11 protein-coding genes, 1 tRNA gene and 1 pseudogene are annotated in these 17,151 nt (G+C 65.9%); 7 read left to right on the top strand and 6 right to left on the bottom strand.

The window, feature by feature from the left end:
- Positions 1 to 96: 96 nt before the first annotated feature.
- A complete protein-coding gene (gene tsaD / locus J7024_RS17300) occupies positions 97 to 1,137 on the bottom strand; it encodes a tRNA (adenosine(37)-N6)-threonylcarbamoyltransferase complex transferase subunit TsaD (RefSeq protein ID WP_124826441.1) in 1,041 nt (346 codons plus the stop codon).
- Between the two features lie 120 nt (positions 1,138 to 1,257).
- Between tsaD and J7024_RS17295 the strand changes: the two genes are divergently transcribed.
- The 7 genes from J7024_RS17295 (at position 1,258) to J7024_RS17265 (ending at position 9,957) form a co-directional block, all read left to right on the top strand.
- A complete protein-coding gene (locus J7024_RS17295; protein WP_279607234.1) occupies positions 1,258 to 2,487 on the top strand; it encodes an NAD(P)/FAD-dependent oxidoreductase in 1,230 nt (409 codons plus the stop codon).
- A 105-nt stretch (positions 2,488 to 2,592) separates the two neighbouring features.
- Positions 2,593 to 2,805 (top strand): 30S ribosomal protein S21, encoded by a 213-nt coding sequence (rpsU, locus tag J7024_RS17290; protein WP_006479415.1) that lies wholly within the window; start codon positions 2,593 to 2,595, stop codon positions 2,803 to 2,805.
- 182 nt (positions 2,806 to 2,987) lie between these two features.
- On the top strand, positions 2,988 to 3,434 hold the full coding sequence (locus J7024_RS17285) for a GatB/YqeY domain-containing protein (RefSeq protein ID WP_059524656.1): 447 nt from the start codon (positions 2,988 to 2,990) through the stop codon (positions 3,432 to 3,434).
- A 70-nt stretch (positions 3,435 to 3,504) separates the two neighbouring features.
- The gene (gene dnaG, locus J7024_RS17280) at positions 3,505 to 5,373 is read left to right on the top strand and encodes a DNA primase (RefSeq protein ID WP_124826591.1); all 1,869 of its coding nucleotides are present in this window, start codon (positions 3,505 to 3,507) and stop codon (positions 5,371 to 5,373) included.
- 88 nt (positions 5,374 to 5,461) lie between these two features.
- The gene (gene rpoD, locus J7024_RS17275; RefSeq protein ID WP_234745323.1) at positions 5,462 to 7,879 is read left to right on the top strand and encodes an RNA polymerase sigma factor RpoD; all 2,418 of its coding nucleotides are present in this window, start codon (positions 5,462 to 5,464) and stop codon (positions 7,877 to 7,879) included.
- Positions 7,880 to 8,017: 138 nt separating this feature from the next.
- A tRNA-Ile gene (locus J7024_RS17270) sits at positions 8,018 to 8,096 on the top strand.
- A gap of 310 nt (positions 8,097 to 8,406) precedes the next feature.
- Positions 8,407 to 9,957, top strand: a complete 1,551-nt coding sequence (locus J7024_RS17265) for a phospholipase D family protein (RefSeq protein WP_234745322.1) — start codon at positions 8,407 to 8,409, stop codon at positions 9,955 to 9,957.
- A 150-nt stretch (positions 9,958 to 10,107) separates the two neighbouring features.
- On the opposite strand, the gene J7024_RS17260 is transcribed toward J7024_RS17265, so the two are convergent.
- From J7024_RS17260 to J7024_RS17240, 5 genes and pseudogenes are all read right to left on the bottom strand, one after another.
- A complete protein-coding gene (locus tag J7024_RS17260) occupies positions 10,108 to 11,769 on the bottom strand; it encodes a DUF3300 domain-containing protein (protein WP_124826437.1) in 1,662 nt (553 codons plus the stop codon).
- Positions 11,770 to 12,130: 361 nt separating this feature from the next.
- Positions 12,131 to 12,562, bottom strand: a pseudogene (locus tag J7024_RS17255) (S8 family serine peptidase); the annotation flags it as partial.
- A gap of 369 nt (positions 12,563 to 12,931) precedes the next feature.
- A complete protein-coding gene (locus J7024_RS17250; RefSeq protein ID WP_175750655.1) occupies positions 12,932 to 14,419 on the bottom strand; it encodes an efflux transporter outer membrane subunit in 1,488 nt (495 codons plus the stop codon).
- A 13-nt stretch (positions 14,420 to 14,432) separates the two neighbouring features.
- Positions 14,433 to 16,019 carry an MDR family MFS transporter gene (locus J7024_RS17245; protein WP_124826435.1) on the bottom strand — a complete coding sequence of 529 codons (1,587 nt, stop codon included), beginning with the start codon at positions 16,017 to 16,019 and terminating at the stop codon, positions 14,433 to 14,435.
- A complete protein-coding gene (locus J7024_RS17240; RefSeq protein ID WP_124826434.1) occupies positions 16,012 to 17,127 on the bottom strand; it encodes an HlyD family secretion protein in 1,116 nt (371 codons plus the stop codon). Before J7024_RS17240 ends, J7024_RS17245 begins: the two co-directional genes overlap by 8 nt.
- Positions 17,128 to 17,151 lie beyond the last annotated feature (24 nt).

The following is a 17,151-nucleotide window of genomic DNA, read 5'->3' as shown; positions in this document are numbered from 1 at the left end:
TGCGTCGATTCGCCGCTGCAATGAAGAAGGCCGCTCGAATTGAGCGGCTTTTTTTCGGAGCGTGCCGGCCGGCGCGGGGTTATCGCGTTGTGCGGCTCAGCGTGCGAGCGACGCGAGATCCCAGCGCGGTTTGACCGTGAACGCGTAGTCGGCGCTTGCTTGCTCGGGCCAGCGGCCGAGTCGCAGCGCGCCGGCGAGCGCGATCATTGCGCCGTTGTCGGTGCAGAGCGCGAGGTCGGGGTAGTGCACGTCGAAGCCGCGCTTGGCCGCGGCGGCCGATAGCGCCGCGCGCAACTGGCGATTCGCGCCGACGCCGCCGGCGACCACGAGCCGCTTGAGCTTCGTTTTCTTGAGCGCGGCGAGCGACTTCGCGACGAGCACGTCGACGGCCGCATCGACGAAGCCGCGCGCGAGGTCGGCCTTCGCGCGCTCCAGCGCCTCGCCTTCGAGCTTCGCGGCCTCGAATTTCTTCATCTGCGTGAGCACGGCCGTCTTCAGGCCGCTGAAGCTGAAGTCGAGATCGCCGGAATGCAGCATCGGACGCGGCAGCACGACGGCGCCCGGCGTGCCCGTTTCCGCGAGCTTCGAGACTTCCGGGCCGCCCGGGTAGCCGAGGCCGATCAGCTTCGCGGTCTTGTCGAACGCTTCGCCGGCCGCATCGTCGAGCGTCTCGCCCAGTGTCTCGTACACGCCGACGTCGGTCACACGCATCAGTTGCGTATGGCCGCCCGACACGAGCAGCGCGATGAACGGGAACGGCGGCGGCGCGTCGACGAGCAGCGGCGACAGCAGATGGCCTTCGAGGTGATGGATGCCGACGGTCGGCTTGTTCCACGCGAGCGCGAGCGCATTCGCGATGCTCGCGCCGACCAGCAGTGCGCCGGCGAGGCCGGGGCCCTGTGTGAAGGCGATCGCGTCGATGTCGTCGCGGTGCGTGCCGCTTTGGGTCATCACTTCCTCGAGCAGCGGCAGCGCGCGGCGGATGTGGTCGCGCGAGGCGAGCTCGGGCACGACGCCGCCGTATTCGCGATGCATCGCGATCTGCGAATGGAGCGCGTGCGCGAGCAGGCCGCGCTGCGTGTCGTAGAGCGCGAGGCCGGTTTCGTCGCAGGAGCTTTCGATGCCGAGAACGAGCATGGGTGCGGGCAGGGCGCGCCGTATCGGACGTGCCGCAGGAAGGTCAACGTATCCTGAAATTATAGCAGGCGAGGGCTGGCCGCCGCCGCGGGCGGCCCGGTCCCGGGCTGGGCAGGTACAATCCGCGCCATGGAAACTTATGACATCGCCGTGATCGGCGCGGGCGCCGCCGGGATGATGAGCGCCGCGGTCGCCGGGCAACTCGGCCGCCGTGTGGTGCTGATCGACCACGCGCCGCGGCTCGCAGAGAAAATCCGCATCTCGGGCGGCGGCCGCTGCAACTTCACGAATCTGTACGCTGGCCCCGACAACTACCTGTCGTCGAATCCTCATTTCGCGCGCTCGGCGCTCGCGCGCTATACGCCGCGCGACTTCCTCGGGCTGCTCAAGCGCCATCATGTCACCTGGCACGAAAAGCACAAGGGCCAGCTCTTTTGCGACCACGGCAGCGACGCGATCATCGACGTGCTGAAGCATGAGTGCGACGCGGGCGGCATCGCGTGGCGCCGGCCCGTGGTCGTGGACGCGGTGCGCCACGCGCCGGAGGACGGCTTCACGCTCGACACGCAGCAGGCGGGGCCGATCCGCGCGCGCGCGCTGGTCGTTGCGACGGGAGGCCTGTCGATCCCGAAGATCGGCGCGACGGACTTCGGCTACCGGCTCGCGAAGCAGTTCGGCCACAAACTCGTCGATACGCGGCCCGCGCTCGTGCCGCTCACGTTCGCGCAGCAGGACTGGGAGCCGTTCGCGGCGCTGTCCGGCGTGTCGCTCGAGGTGCGCGTGTCGACCGGCGACAAGAAGCGCGGCGGCGAATTCGTCGAGGATCTGCTGCTGACTCATCGCGGCCTGTCGGGGCCCGGCATTCTGCAGATATCCAGCTACTGGCAGTCCGGCGATCCGATTCGCATCGACCTGCTGCCGCAGCGCGACGCGGTGGCCGAACTACTGGACGCGAAGCGCTCGTCGAAGCGCCAGATCGGCTCGTTGCTCGCGGACTGGGTGCCGTCGCGTCTCGCGCACGTGTGGCTCGACACGCACCGCGTCACGGCCGATGCGCGGCTCGCGGACCTGCCCGACAAGACGCTGCGCCAGATCGGCGATGCGCTGTCCGGCTGGACGCTGACGCCGAACGGCACCGAGGGCTACAAGAAGGCCGAGGTGACGAAGGGCGGTGTCGATACGCGCGAACTGTCGTCGGCGACGATGATGAGCGCGCGGGTGCCGGGGCTGTTCTTCATCGGCGAAGCCGTGGACGTGACGGGCTGGCTCGGCGGCTACAACTTCCAGTGGGCATGGGCGTCCGGCACGGCGGCCGGGCAGGCGGCGGCGGAGTTCGCGCGCGGCGCGTGACGGCCCGCGGCCTGCCCGTGTATACGGGACCCGGCCCTTATGTCTTTGTGCGGTGCTCTGCTATACTCGTAAATCTTCCCTGCAAACCTTTATTCGTGTCGGATCATGACGATCATTCGCGTTAAAGAGAACGAGCCGTTCGAAGTCGCCATGCGTCGCTTCAAGCGCACGATCGAGAAGAACGGTCTGTTGACCGAGCTTCGTGCGCGCGAGTTTTACGAGAAGCCGACGGCCGAACGCAAGCGCAAGAAGGCTGCCGCGGTGAAGCGTCATTACAAGCGGATCCGCAGCCAGACGTTGCCGAAGAAGCTGTACTGAACGATTGAGCGCCGCGCGATTCACCGAGCGGCGCACCGGCGATTCCGCACGGTCGGTCACGATTGCGGGGCGAGTCGCCGATGCCGGATTCGAGCAACCCGCTTGAGACATAGTCCCAAGCGGGTTTTTGTGTTGACGCCCTTTTGTGGGCGTCGAAGTCACACTTCCATCCCGGGTGCAAGATGAGTTTGAAAGAGCAGATCAGCGAAGACATGAAGGCCGCGATGCGCGCGAAGGAAAGCGAGCGTCTGGCGACGATTCGCCTGCTGATGGCCGCGATCAAGCAACGCGAGGTCGACGATCGCGTGACCCTCGACGACGCGGGCATCACGGCCGTGATCGACAAGATGATCAAGCAGCGCAAGGATTCGATCAGCCAGTTCGAGGCCGCTGGCCGCGACGATCTCGTCGCGAAGGAACAGGCCGAGCTGACCGTGCTGGGCGCCTACATGCCCGCGCAGCTGTCGGACGCCGAAGTGGCTGCCGAAGTCCAGGCCGCGGTCGCGGCAACGGGCGCGGCGGGCCCGCAGGACATGGGCAAGGTGATGGGCGTGCTGAAGGGCAAGCTCGCCGGCCGTGCCGACATGACGGCCGTTTCCGCGCAGGTCAAGGCCGCGCTTTCTAAGTAAATCCCGCTTCCCGGCGCGCCGCATGCGCGTGCGCCGGGGCGTCGTATCGTTTTTTTCGCTCGATCCCACGGTGATTCCGCATTCGTTCCTGCAGGATTTGCTGAACCGCGTCGATATCGTCGACGTGGTGGGCCGGTACGTGCAGCTCAAGAAGGGCGGCGCGAACTTCATGGGGCTGTGCCCGTTCCACAACGAGAAAAGCCCGTCGTTTACCGTCAGTCCGACCAAGCAGTTCTATCACTGCTTCGGCTGCGGCGCGCACGGCACGGCGATCGGCTTCCTGATGGAGCACGCCGGCCTCACGTTCCCGGAAGCGGTCCAGGAACTCGCGCAATCGGTCGGGTTGACCGTGCCGCACGAGCCGTCGATGCGCGGTGGCGGTGGGGGCGGTGGCGATTATCCGGCGCCCGTATCGAAGTCGGTCGCGACTGCGTTGTCCGACGTGATGTCGGCCGCGTGCGACTACTACCGCAAGCAATTGCGCGGCGCGACCGTCGCGATCCAGTATCTGAAGAACCGGGGGCTGACCGGCGAGATCGCTGCGCGCTTCGGGCTCGGCTATGCACCGGACGGCTGGCAGAACCTCGAAGCCGCGTTCCCGGACTACCGTGACGATTCGCTCGTCGAATCGGGGCTCGTGATCGTCAGCGAGAAGACCGACGGGCAAGGTGTCGCTCGACGCTATGACCGGTTCCGCGAGCGAATCATGTTCCCGATCCGCAACGTGAAGGGGCAGGTGATCGGGTTCGGCGGCCGCGTGCTCGGCAGCGGCGAGCCGAAGTACCTGAACTCGCCCGAAACGCCGCTGTTCAACAAGGGCAGCGAACTGTACGGGCTGTTCGAGGCGCGTCTCGCGATTCGCGAGCGCAAGTACGTGCTGGTCGTCGAAGGCTACATGGACGTCGTCGCGCTCGCGCAGCTCGGATTCCCGAACGCGGTCGCGACGCTCGGCACGGCGTGCACGCCGATTCACGTACAGAAGCTGCTGCGCCAGACCGACACGGTCATCTTCAGCTTCGACGGCGACTCGGCCGGCCGGCGTGCGGCACGCCGCGCGCTCGAGGCATGCCTGCCGCATGCGGCGGACAATCGCACGATCCGATTCCTTTTCCTGCCGTCCGAGCATGATCCGGACAGCTACGTACGTGAATTCGGCGCGGATGCGTTCTCCGAACAGGTCGAGCGCGCGATGCCGTTGTCGCAATTTCTGTTGAACGAAGCAATTGCCGGCAAGGCGCTCGATCAGCCGGAAGGCCGTGCGAAGGCGCTGTTCGATGCGAAGCCGCTGCTGCAGGCGCTGCCGGCGAACGCGTTGCGCGCGCAGATCATGCACATGTTCGCCGACCGGCTCGATATCCCGTTCGAAGAAGTGGCCGCGCTGTCCGACGTCGATTCGCGGATCGCCGCGCCGCCGCGCCAGGCACCCCCGCGCAGCGAGCGGCGACGCGTGACCGACAGCGAAAAGCGGGCATTGCGCACGCTCGTCATGCATCCGCGGATCGCATCGCAACTCGACGACGATCAGATTGCGACCCTGCGTACGCTGCCGCGCATCGGCGAGTTGTTCGCGGAGGTCGTCGATCATGCGCGCGCGCTGGGCGACGGTGCCGAGTTCCGGCTGCTGTCGGATGTCCTGCGGACGTCCTCGAATGGGGCGACTTACGAGGAAATCTTCCGCGAAATTCTGGACTATGATGAAAACGTCCGCGACTTGCTGTTACAGAATCCGGAAGACGAGACGGTGCCCGAGCGGCAGCGTGAACAGGAACGGATCGCGGGGGAGGAACTGCAGGCAGCGGTGCTCAAGATGCGCTATGACGCTTGCTGCGACCGGCTCGACAGGCTGGCGCGGCAATCCACTTTCACACCCGAGGAACTGGCGGAATTGACGGAATTGAACCAGCAGCGAACCGACATGAAGCGTCGGCTCGGGCTGTAGGCGGCCGGGGCGCCAGGAGAGGGTTCCCCAGCGTGCTATAATATAAGGTTTCCAGCGGTTTGTTTTCTAAGCAGAGGCGAAATTCGCGATGGCAAAGACGACAGGCGGAAAGAAAGCAACAGGCAAGGGCTCGACGGAGCCGACCACAAAGGTCACAGCGGCCAAGTCTGCTTCTTCCATCAGGACAGCGTCTTCAGCCACGTCAGCCCCTGCAGGAAAAAAAGCCGCGGCCGGCACTGCTCAGGCTGCGCCGGCGCCGGCAGCCAGAACACGGGCTGCCGCTAGACCCGACTCCGGGCCGGCCCAGCCGGCGGCGAAGCGGGCAAGTGCGAAAAGCGCAAGGGACACGACTGCCGCCGCGGACGAAACGGCAGTACGTACTACTCATGCACCAACGGTTCAACCGGCTGTCGTCCAGCAGCCGCGAGTCGATATAGCCGGTACGGCGAACTCCATGACCAAAAAGCTGAACGAAGTATCCGTCGATGACGACGCAAATCAGAGCGACGAGCAGCCCGCAGCCGCGGCTGCTCCGGGCAAATCCAAGGTGCGTGATCGTCGCGCCAAGGAAAAGGCGCTGCTGAAGGAAGCGTTCGCGACGAGCACGCCCGGCACGGCCGAGGAGCTCGAAGAGCGCCGCGTGAAGCTGCGCGCGCTGATCAAGCTCGGCAAGGAGCGCGGCTTCCTCACGTATGCCGAAATCAACGACCACCTGCCGGACAACTTCACCGAGACTGAAGCCCTCGAAGGCATCATCGGCACGTTCAACGACATGGGCGTGGCGGTTTACGAGCAGGCGCCGGACGCGGAAACGCTGCTCCTGAACGACAACGCGCCGGCCGCGTCGTCCGACGATGAAGTCGAAGAGGAAGCGGAAGTCGCGCTGTCCACCGTCGATTCGGAATTCGGTCGCACGACCGATCCGGTCCGGATGTACATGCGTGAAATGGGTACGGTCGAGCTGCTCACGCGCGAAGGCGAAATCGAGATCGCGAAGCGGATCGAGGACGGCCTGCGCCACATGGTGATGGCAATTTCCGCGTGCCCGACGACGATCGCCGACATCCTCGCGATGGCCGAGCGCGTCGCGAACGAAGAGATCCGCGTCGACGAACTCGTCGACGGCCTGCTCGATCCGAATGCTTCGGACTCCGCCGATACGGACGGTTTCTCCGCGAAGGAAGCGGAAGCGATCGAGAACGAGGACGAGGAAGCCGAAGAGGAAGAGGAAGAAGAGGAAGAGGAGGAGGACGACGGTGCTGCGCAGGCGTCGGCCAACGCCGCCCAGCTCGAAGCCCTCAAGCGTGCCTCGCTCGAAAAGTTCTCGCAGATCAGCGAGTGGTTCGACAAGATGCGCCGCGCGTTCGAGAAGGAAGGCTACAAGTCGAAGGCCTACCTGAAGGCGCAGGAAACGATCCAGACCGAACTGATGACGATCCGCTTCACCGCGCGTACCGTCGAGCGTCTGTGCGACACGCTGCGTGCGCAAGTGGACGAAGTGCGTCAGGTCGAGCGTCAGATCCTGCACATCGTCGTCGACAAGTGCGGCATGCCGCGTTCGGAATTCATCGCGCGCTTCCCCGGCAGCGAGACGGATCTCGACTGGGCCGAGAAGGTCGCGGCCGAAGGTCATTCGTACAGCGCGGTGCTGTCGCGTAACGTTCCGGCGATCCGCGAACAGCAGCAGCGTCTGCTCGACCTGCAGGCGCGTGTCGTGCTGCCGCTGAAGGACCTGAAGGAAACCAACCGCCAGATGGCGGCCGGCGAACTGAAGGCGCGTCAGGCGAAGCGCGAAATGACCGAGGCGAACCTGCGTCTCGTGATCTCGATCGCGAAGAAGTACACGAACCGCGGCCTGCAGTTCCTCGATCTGATCCAGGAAGGCAACATCGGCCTGATGAAGGCGGTGGACAAGTTCGAATACCGTCGCGGCTACAAGTTCTCGACCTATGCGACGTGGTGGATCCGTCAGGCCATCACGCGTTCGATCGCGGACCAGGCGCGTACGATCCGTATTCCGGTTCACATGATCGAAACGATCAACAAGATGAACCGCATCTCGCGGCAGATCCTGCAGGAAACCGGTCTCGAGCCGGATCCGGCAACGCTCGCCGAGAAGATGGAAATGCCGGAAGACAAGATCCGCAAGATCATGAAGATCGCGAAGGAGCCGATCTCGATGGAAACGCCGATCGGTGACGACGACGATTCCCATCTCGGCGACTTCATCGAGGACAACAACACGGTCGCGCCGGCGGATGCCGCGCTGCATGCAAGCATGCGCGACGTCGTGAAGGACGTGCTCGATTCGCTGACGCCGCGCGAGGCGAAGGTGCTGCGGATGCGTTTCGGCATCGAGATGAGCACCGATCACACGCTCGAGGAAGTCGGCAAGCAGTTCGACGTCACCCGCGAGCGGATCCGTCAGATCGAGGCGAAGGCGCTGCGCAAGCTGCGTCACCCGAGCCGTTCCGACAAGCTGAAGTCGTTCCTCGAAGGGAACTGATTTCCAGCGTCTCAGTTACGAACGCCGCTGGTATCCGCGTGATGCCGGTGGCGTTTGTCCCCTTTGTCGTCTTTGTTGTTACAATGCCCGCCCGGCCTCGTTGCCGGGGCAGCGTGTAGCACGCTTTGCTTCTCGTCTGGGCCCCTAGCTCATGCTTGGTTAGAGCAGCGAACTCATAATTCGTTGGTGCCGGGTTCGACTCCCGGGGGGCCCACCAGATTCGCTTCCACGATTGTCCGGGGAAGCTGCGAAACCCGCGATGCCGCACGGCGTCGCGGGTTTTTTCTTGTGCGCCGCCTGAATGTGTCGAACGTATTGAATGCGTTCGCGCCGGTGCCGCATGTCGCATCCTCGCCACCGGGGAAACACTGAAAGCGCGCCGCCCCGAGATCAATCGAAGTATGCTGTAGCGCGATCCGGTCGCACGCTGGTCCGTTCAGCGTACGCACCGTGGACCCGTGCCGCGCTTCGTCCGGCAGCCAGAACAAACACAATCCGACTTCGCCCGACAGTGGGGGGCGGCCAACATGATCATGCTGCGTTCGTGGGGTGCGATTCTGTCGTTGCTGATGCTTGTCGCGTGCGCGAGCCTGCCGCCGCAGGCTGACCGCGCGCCGACGCATGCATTCACCGATACCGGCAACACGCGCCTGGGCGTGGCATTTCGTCAGCAGGCCGCCGCTCATCCGGGGCAGGACGCGTTTCATCTGCTGCGTGACCCGGTCGATGCGCTCGATGCGCGCGTGCTGCTCGCCGATCGCGCGGACCGCTCGCTGGACCTCCAGTACTACATCTGGCACGACGACCTGACCGGACATGAACTCGCGGATGCGATCATGCGCGCGGCCGACCGCGGAGTACGCGTGCGCGTGCTGCTCGACGATCTCGGGACGAACGCGGACGACCGAAAACTGCTCGAGATCAGTTCGCATCCGAACATCGAGATCCGGCTCTTCAATCCGGTCGCGACACGCCACTTCAAGAAGATCGGCACGGTGTTTGAATTCGCGCGTGTCAATCGGCGCATGCACAACAAGGCGATGATCGCGGACAACCAGGCGGCGATCATCGGCGGCCGCAATATCGACGACGAGTACTTCGGCGCGTCGTCGATGCTGGAGTTCGGCGATCTCGACGTCGTCGTGCACGGCCCGGTCGTGAACGACATCTCGAACGAATTCGATACGTTCTGGAATTCGCCGTATGCGTATCCGGTCAATGTGCTGGTCGGACATGACGCGCCACCGGGCGGACTCGATCAGGAGCGCGAACGATTGCGCGATTACCTGCGGGCCATGGAAGACAATCCGTACGTGCTCGAGGCGCGGCACCGGCTCGACCAGATCGTGCATGGCGAGGGTGCGGAACTCTCATGGGGGCATGCAACGCTGCTGTACGACGATCCCGCGAAGATCGCGCGGGCACCGAAGGACAGTGAAGGGCACCTGATGCCGCAGCTGCGTGCGCTTGCGTTGCGGCCCGAGCACGAGTTGCTGATCGTGTCGCCGTATTTCGTGCCGGGCAAGGACATGGTCGAACGGCTGCATGCGCTCACCGCGCGCGGCGTACGCGTGACGATCCTGACGAACTCGCTCGCATCGACCGACGTCGCGGCCGTGCATGCTGGCTACCGGCGGTATCGGCGCGATCTGGTGGAGGCCGGTGTGCGGCTTTACGAGCGCCGGCCGTCCGGCGACAAGAGCATCTCGAAGCAGGTCATCATCGGTTCGTCGCGCGCGTCGTTGCATGCGAAGACGTATGTGTTCGACCGCAAGAGCATCTTCATCGGGTCGATGAATCTCGACCCGCGCTCGTTGAACCTCAACACCGAGATCGGCGTTTATTGCGAGAGTCCGGCGATCGCGTCCGAAGTCGCAGCCGACCTGGAGCCGCGGCTCGATCGCATCGCGTGGCGCGTCGAATTGAGGACGGATCCGGCGGGGACAGGGCAGCTCAAGTGGATGCAGACCGACGCGGACGGGAAGGTGACCGAGCTCGATCACGAACCGGAAGTGTCCGCGGCGCGGCGGATGGAGGTGTGGTTTCTCGGCTTGTTCCCGATCGAGTCGCAGCTATGAGCGATGACGCGGGCATCCGGCGATCCCTGCCTTCGTTGCCGGATGCCCGCGGTAGGACGCTAGCGAACGAGCCGGTCTCGTGCTTGATGCACGAGACGTCGTCACATGTGCTGACGGCACTGCACGCGTGCATGTGGCGGCCGCTACCGTTCACTCGGGGCGGTGTTCATGCGGGTCGTGCTGCTCGTGCTGCTGTTGCGGTTGCGCGGGGTGATGCTGCGCGGGCTCGGGTTGTCTTGGCTGCGGTGCCGCGTGTTCCTGCGGCTGCGGTTGGGGATGCGGCTGCATCTCCTTGCGCTGCTGTTGCTGCTGAGCCTCGTTGCGTTGCTGCATCTCCGCGCGTTGTTGCTGTTGCCGAGCCTCGTTGTGCTGCTGCATTTGCTCGTGTTGCTGTTGAGCCTCGTTGTGCTGCTGCATTTGCTCGTGTTGCTGTTGAGCTTCGTTGCGTTGCTGCATCTCCTCGCGTTGCTGCTGCTGTTGCTGCGCTTCGTTCCGCTGCTGCGCCTGCTCCCGTTCCTGCTGCATCGCCCGTTGAGCATGCATCGGGCCACCGGGTGCCTGCCGATCCGTTGCATCGGCATGCGGCGCATTCGCGCGGTTCTGCTCGAATGCGTTCGGCGCCGGTCGCGCACCCGGGCGTGCGTCACTCGCGCCGAAGTGCGGCATCGTCATCGGCGCGGCGCCGGGAGAGGGCCGCATCGCCTGCTCGCGCGGCGGCTCCGCGCCCGGGCGCATGCCGTTGCGCTCGAACGTATTGTTGTTGGTGACGTTGCCGCCGTAGTTGTTCGTGATTCGCGTGTTGCGGATGTTGGTGATGTTGTTGACCACGGTGGTCGACTTCGTCACGTACGTGCTGTGGTTGTACACCACGGCCGGACGCCGCCAGCCTTCGTTCCGGCTCGGGCCGCCCCGGTGCGGCGCGCCCCAGTTCATGCCCCACGCGTGCCAGCCCCAGTCGTGGTGCCCGAAGATCGCGGCGCCCACCGCAATGCCGATACCGAACGTGACCACGCCGGCCGCCACGGCTTCGCCGGTGGTGTATGCGGGCGGCCGGTACACGTAGCCGGGATAGGACGACACGGGTTCGCCATAGACGAGCGTCGGGTTGTACGACGGCACGTAGACGACGTCCGGCTGTGCGGGCTCGATCTCGATGGCCTGTTCCGGCGGCGGGATGATGGCCGGGCCGTTGTAGACCACCGGTGCGTCGGCAGACGGCGCGTAGTTGGCCGGCGCGGCCGGTGCGACCTGCGTGACGTGCAACTGGCTGCCCGAGCGCAGATGGCCCGATGCCTGCGCCCGCTGGCGCATCACCTGGATCGCATTCATCACGTCGGTCGGATCGTTGTAGTACGCCTGGCCGAGTGCGGTCGTCCACGCCGGGTTCGACGCCATTTGCGCGAGCACCGCGGGGAATGCGGTCAGCGCCTTGACGGACGGATCCCACGGCTGCGTATCGGCGGCGGTAGCGAGTGCCTGCCCCTTCAGCGACGGATTCTGCCCGACCCAGATGTTGGCGGCCGCGATCTGGTCCGGGTAGGTGGCGCCCGCGAGCACCAGCGCAACGAGCTTGTCCGGAAAGAGCGCGATCGGCGCGACCATCTGGTAGAGCTGGTCGGCGCTCGGCGGCGTGTATGCAACCGGCGTCGACGCGGGCTGCGGGGCGGACGCGGCGCCGGCATCGCTTGCCGGTGCGGACGGCGTGGACGTGCTGTCGTTCTTGTTACAGGCCGACAGCCCGAGCAGCGACACGATGAGGGACGACGCAATCAGCGTCCTGACGGGGCGGCGGGGTGCGGAGGTAGCGTTCATGGTGTTCGTTCGATGTAGTGGAGGCGTAAGCGGGTATACGGGTCACGCGACCGGTTCGAGCACGGTGCCGGCACCGTCCGTGGATGCTCCGGAGGCATCGGCCGGAGCAAGAGAAGGACGGGAAGATCGGGTCGGCATGTTGTTGTTCCTCGATCGATTGATATTCGGATAAACGCGCGACGGGTGCGGAAGGTGTCGCCATGTTGTGTAACAGTGTGTGAGTGCCTTGCAGTTTGAAAGCATGAAGGAGCAACGAACAGGCCGGACATGCGAAAAACCCGCGAGGCCGTGAGGCCGTCGCGGGCTTTCTGTTTCGGCGAGGCGGTGCCGGCGGTGGGCCGGAACACCGGTCATCGCGCCGTCATCGCACGAAATCCGACGTGCTCTTGATGAACGCGTTCAGCTTCGAGATGTTCACGCTGCCGAAGCCCGTCGTCGCGTCCCAGCCGGCTTTCGCGTTGTAGCCGTAGCTACCGCTGCCGTTGTTGCCGGACGTGACGTCGTGCAGCAGCGTCGCGTTGCCCGGGAAGTACTTGTAGATGCTCGACGCCGGGAAGCCGAGTGCGTTGTTGTTCGCCGATTGCAGACGCGCCCAGATGCCCGTGAAGATCGGTGCGGCGAGACTCGTGCCGCCTTCGTTGTTCAGATAGCCCGAGCCCCACAGCGTGTTGGACGTCTGGCCGTTCACCACGAGGATCGCGCCGGTGCGCAGGTCGGCGTCGAAGCCGACGTCGGGCAATGCACGCCTGGTGGATCCGGTGAGGCTCGACGATTGCCACGACGGCGCGGCTTCGTACTTGCCCGGTTCTGGATGCAATGACGGATCGATTCGCTCGATCATCGACGAATCGATTCGTAATGCGCGAGCGTTCGTCGAGGAATCATTCGAGTCGCGGGTGTGTGTCGTCCGGCGCGGCATGTCCGGTTCCGGCAGGGGCGAGCGTTCGGCGAATCAGCCTGGCGAGACCGATGGCCGCCGCGACCAGCCCGATCGGCAGCATCATTGCGAGAACGAGATAGGTCGACGCATCGTGATATATCGCATCGCACGGCCACGCGAGCGGACGAAGCAACGCGCCGACGATCAACGCAGCGGCGCCGGCCCTGCCGGCTCGAGCGGCCGGATCGATGCGGCTACATGCCGCTGGCGGTTTGCCGCGCGTCAACCGGCGTTCGTCTGCCATCCGAGCCCGAGGCTCTTCTGCAGCGACACGTAATCCTTGATCAGTTCGGCTTGCCCGGCGATCACGTTCTGTTGGGCGGCGAGCGCTTCGCGTTGCGTATCGAGCAGATCGATCATCGACGCGACGCCCGCGCGATAGCGTTCGTCCATCAGCGTGGCCGAATGCGTGGCCGACGTCTGCACCTTGGTGAGCGCGACGACGTGTTCGCGCTGGTGTCCGTAGCGCTGCAGCGACGTGTTCGCGTCCTGCAACGCGCCGAGCACCGCTTTCTGATAGTTCGCTTCCGCTTCGTCGCGCGACGCTTCGGCTGCGCGCACCGCGCCGCGCGTGCGTCCGAAGTCGAGGATGTTCCATTGCAGGTACGGCGCGCCGACCCACGTGAAGTTCTGCTTGCGGAACAGATGGCCGGGGTCCGTCGCGCTGAAACCGAGATCGCCGAGCAGCGTCACTTTCGGGAAATAGTCGGCGATGTGTTCGCCGATCTGCGCATTGCTCGATGCGAGCCGGCGCTCGGCCGCGCGGATGTCCGGCCGCTGCTTCAGCAGCGCGGCCGGATCGCCGACCGGCACGCTCGCGGGCAGCGCCGGCAACGGCGTGTCCGGCGCCGACAGCGCGGCATCGAGTGTACCGGGTGCACGGCCGGTCAGGATGGCCAGCCGGTCGAGCGACTCCGTTACCTGCGCGTCGAGCGGTATCAGCGACGCGCGCGTGTTCTCGACCTGCGTCGTCAGGCGCTCGATGTCCGCATCGGCGGCGACGCCGCGCGCGCGGCGCTGCTCGGTGAGTTCGAGCATCTTCTGTTGCAGCTCGGCCGTGCGCCGTGACAGCGCGAGCCGTTGCTGCTGATCGCGCAGGTCGACATACGCGGTCGCCACTTCGGCCGCGATCGACACCTGCGTGTCGGCGAGATCGGCGTCGACGGCTTCCGCCTGCGCGGAGGCGGCTTCGACCGCGCGACGCGTGCCGCCGAACAGGTCGATTTCCCAGGTCGCGTCGAAGCCTGCCGAATACAGTTGCAGAGGACCGGAGCCGCCGAGCGATGGGGACGAGCCGCCCGACTGGTTCGAACCGTCCGACGGCAGCAGCGAGCCGAGTGCGCTGACATCCGGCTCGCGCATGCGGATCGCGGCGACGGTGGCCGACGACTTCGGCAACTGGGCCGCGCGCTGTTGCGAGAGTTGTGCGCGCGATGCCCGCAAGCGCGCCTGCGCGACGTGGAGATCGGGGTTGTGCGCGAGCGCGGCGGCAATCAGGTCGTCGAGCTGGCGATCGTGCAGCGCATGCCACCACGCGCTCGGCGCGGGCGCGGCGGTGTCGACGCCGGATGCCGGCGCGCGCACGAAGGTCGGTGCGTCGGGCGCCGCGGGCGCGCCGTGGTAGTCGGGGCCGACGGTACAGCCGGCGAGCAGGCATGCGGCCGCGCACAGCGTGAGTGCGGGGCGGCGGGACAGGGAGAAGGGCTTCATCGCGTAAGACGGTTCAATGGCCGGATGACATCGGTTGCGGGCCGCGCGGCGTTTTCAGCAGCAGCGCGAGCGGCACGCACGCAAGCAGCGCGAGGCCTAGCAGGTAGAAGGTTTCGGAGTAGGTCATCACGATGGCCTGGACCTGGATCTGCTGCGCGAGCTGGCCGAGCGCGCGCATGTTCGAATACGCGAGGTCGCCCGTGTGTGCGAACCAGTTCGCCGCATAGTTCGACAGCCGCTCCTGCCCGATCAGCGAATTGGCCGTCACCGATTCGCGCAGCGCGGCGGCATGGAAGGTCGTGCGCCGGTCGATCACGGTGCCGATGATCGCAAGCCCGATCGAGCCGCCGAGGTTGCGCGCCATGTTGTAGAGCCCGGCCGCATCGCCCGAATCCTCGCGCGCGACGGCGGCCATCGATGCCTGGTTCAGCGGCATCATCGCGAGCATCTGCGCGACGCCGCGAATCAGCTGCGACCACACGAAATCGTGGCCGACGCTCTGCGCGGTCAGGCTGATGTCGAGCATGCAGCTCAGGCAGAACAGCAGCAGGCCGGAAATCACCAGGATGCGGAAGTCGACCTTGCCGAGCAGGCGCGGCAGGATCGGCATCACGAGAAACGCGGGCAGGCCCGACAGCAGCATGATCGAGCCGGCCTGCTCCGCGTTGTAGCCAGCGACGATCGCGAGGAACTGCGGCAGCAGGTACGACACGCCGTACAGCCCGGCGCCCACCGCGGACACGATCACGATCACGCTCGCATAGCGCGGGTTGCGCATCAGCGACAGGCGCATGATCGGCCGCTTTGCGAAGCGCTGCGACAGTGCGATCAGGATCATCCCTGCGAGTGACACGTAGCTCAGCGTCACGATCGTCTGCGATTCGAACCAGCGTTCGCGCTGGCCTTCCTCGAGCACGACGGTCAGCGAGCTCAGCCCGATCGCGAGGCCCGCAATCCCGAGCCAGTCGGCATTGAAGAACGTATTCCATTGAGGCTTGTCCGACGGCAGCCCGAACACCAGCAGCGCCATCAGCAGCAGGCACACCGGCAGGTTCAGGAAGAAGCACCAGCTCCAGCTCACGTTCTCCGCGAGCCAGCCGCCCAGCACGGGGCCGAACAGCGGGCCGAGCAGCACGATCAGGCCGAACAGCGTCATCCCGACCGGCAGTTGCGACAGCGGCAGCCGCGTGCGGATGATCGTTTGCGCGGTCGGGATCAGCGCGCCGCCCGTGAAGCCCTGGCCGATGCGTCCGGCGATCATCATCGCGAGCGAATGCGACCAGCCGCACATCATCGAGAACGCGATGAACAGCGCGGCGTTCGTCAGCAGGAAATTGCGCAGGCCGAACACGCGCGTGAGCCACGCGGCGAGCGGGATCATCACGATTTCAGACATCAGGTAGCCGGTCGAGATCCATGTGCCCTCGGTGCCCGTCGCGCCGATTTCGCCCTGGATCTGCGGCAGCGCGGAGTTCGTGATCGAGATGTCGAGCGTTGCCATCAGCGCGCCGAGTGCGCCGGCGGCAACCGCGATCCAGTCGGTCACGCTCGCGCGGCCTTCGTGCGGCGGCGCGGGCGGGGTCGCGGCGGTATCAGCCATGATGCTTCTCGTTGCCGGCCGAGTGCGTGTCGACGTCGACGGTCACGGACAGACCCGGCAGCAGGTGTTGCACGCGCGCATTCGCGGCGAGGCGGATGCGCACCGGCACGCGCTGCACGATCTTCGTGAAGTTGCCGGTCGCGTTCTCGGGCGGCAGCAGCGCGAACTGCGCGCCCGTGCCAGGCGCGAAGCTGTCGACGGTGCCGGTGAGCGTGTCGTCCGGCAGTGCGTCGATGTGCAGTTCGACGGGCTGGCCGATGCGCATCCGGCCGATCTGCGTTTCCTTGAAGTTTGCGACGAGGTAGATTGCATCCACCGGCACGACGGTCAAGAGGCGCGTGCCGGGTTGCACGTACTGGCCGACGCGCACCGTGCGGTCGCCGACGCGGCCGTCGAGCGTGCTGCGCACGATCGTGTTGTCGAGATCGAGTTGCGCCTGCGCGGCGCTGGCCTGCGCGGCTTCGAGCTGCGCGCGCGCCTGTTGAAGCTGCGCGGTAAACGACGCGATCTGCGTGCGGGCGGCGGCGATGGACGCATTGTTCGCGGCAAGCGTCGCGGCGGCCTGGTCGCGCGTGCTCTTCAGGTCGGCGACGCGTTCGTGCGTTTCGGCGCCGGTCGCCGCGAGCGGCGCATAGCGCGCGTATTCGTCGCTCGCATGCGCTGCGTTGATCCGCGACACCTTCGCCTGCGCTTCGGCCTGTTCGAGGTTCGCGCGCTGCTGGCTGATGTCCGCTTCCGCGCGCGCGATGTCGGCGCGGCGCGCGTCGACAGTCGCGGTCGATTGCGCGAGCGCGACCTGGTACTGACGGACGTCGAGCCGTACGAGCGGATCGCCGGCCTTGACCGTCTGGTTGTCGCGCACGTAGACGTCGGTCACGTAGCCGGCCACCTTCGGCGCGGCCGTCATGTTGTCGGCCTGCAGATACGCGTCGTCGGTGCTCTCGATGAAGCGGCCGACCGTCCACCAGCGGCCGAGCCACACGGTGCCGCCGATCGCCGCGAGCACGACGACGGCAATCAGGATGCGCCGCTTCGAGCCGCCGTTGCGCGGCGATAGTGCGGGTTCCTGACGATTTGCTTTCGAAAGCGGGTCTTGCGGCGTCGACATGCGGGCATCCAATTTATTCCGATC

It is taken from the genome of Burkholderia sp. WTPI3, from assembly GCF_021483755.1.
Classification (GTDB): domain Bacteria; phylum Pseudomonadota; class Gammaproteobacteria; order Burkholderiales; family Burkholderiaceae; genus Burkholderia.
Note: the sequence above shows the minus strand (reverse complement) of the source record. Positions and strands in the feature narration are given on the sequence as shown.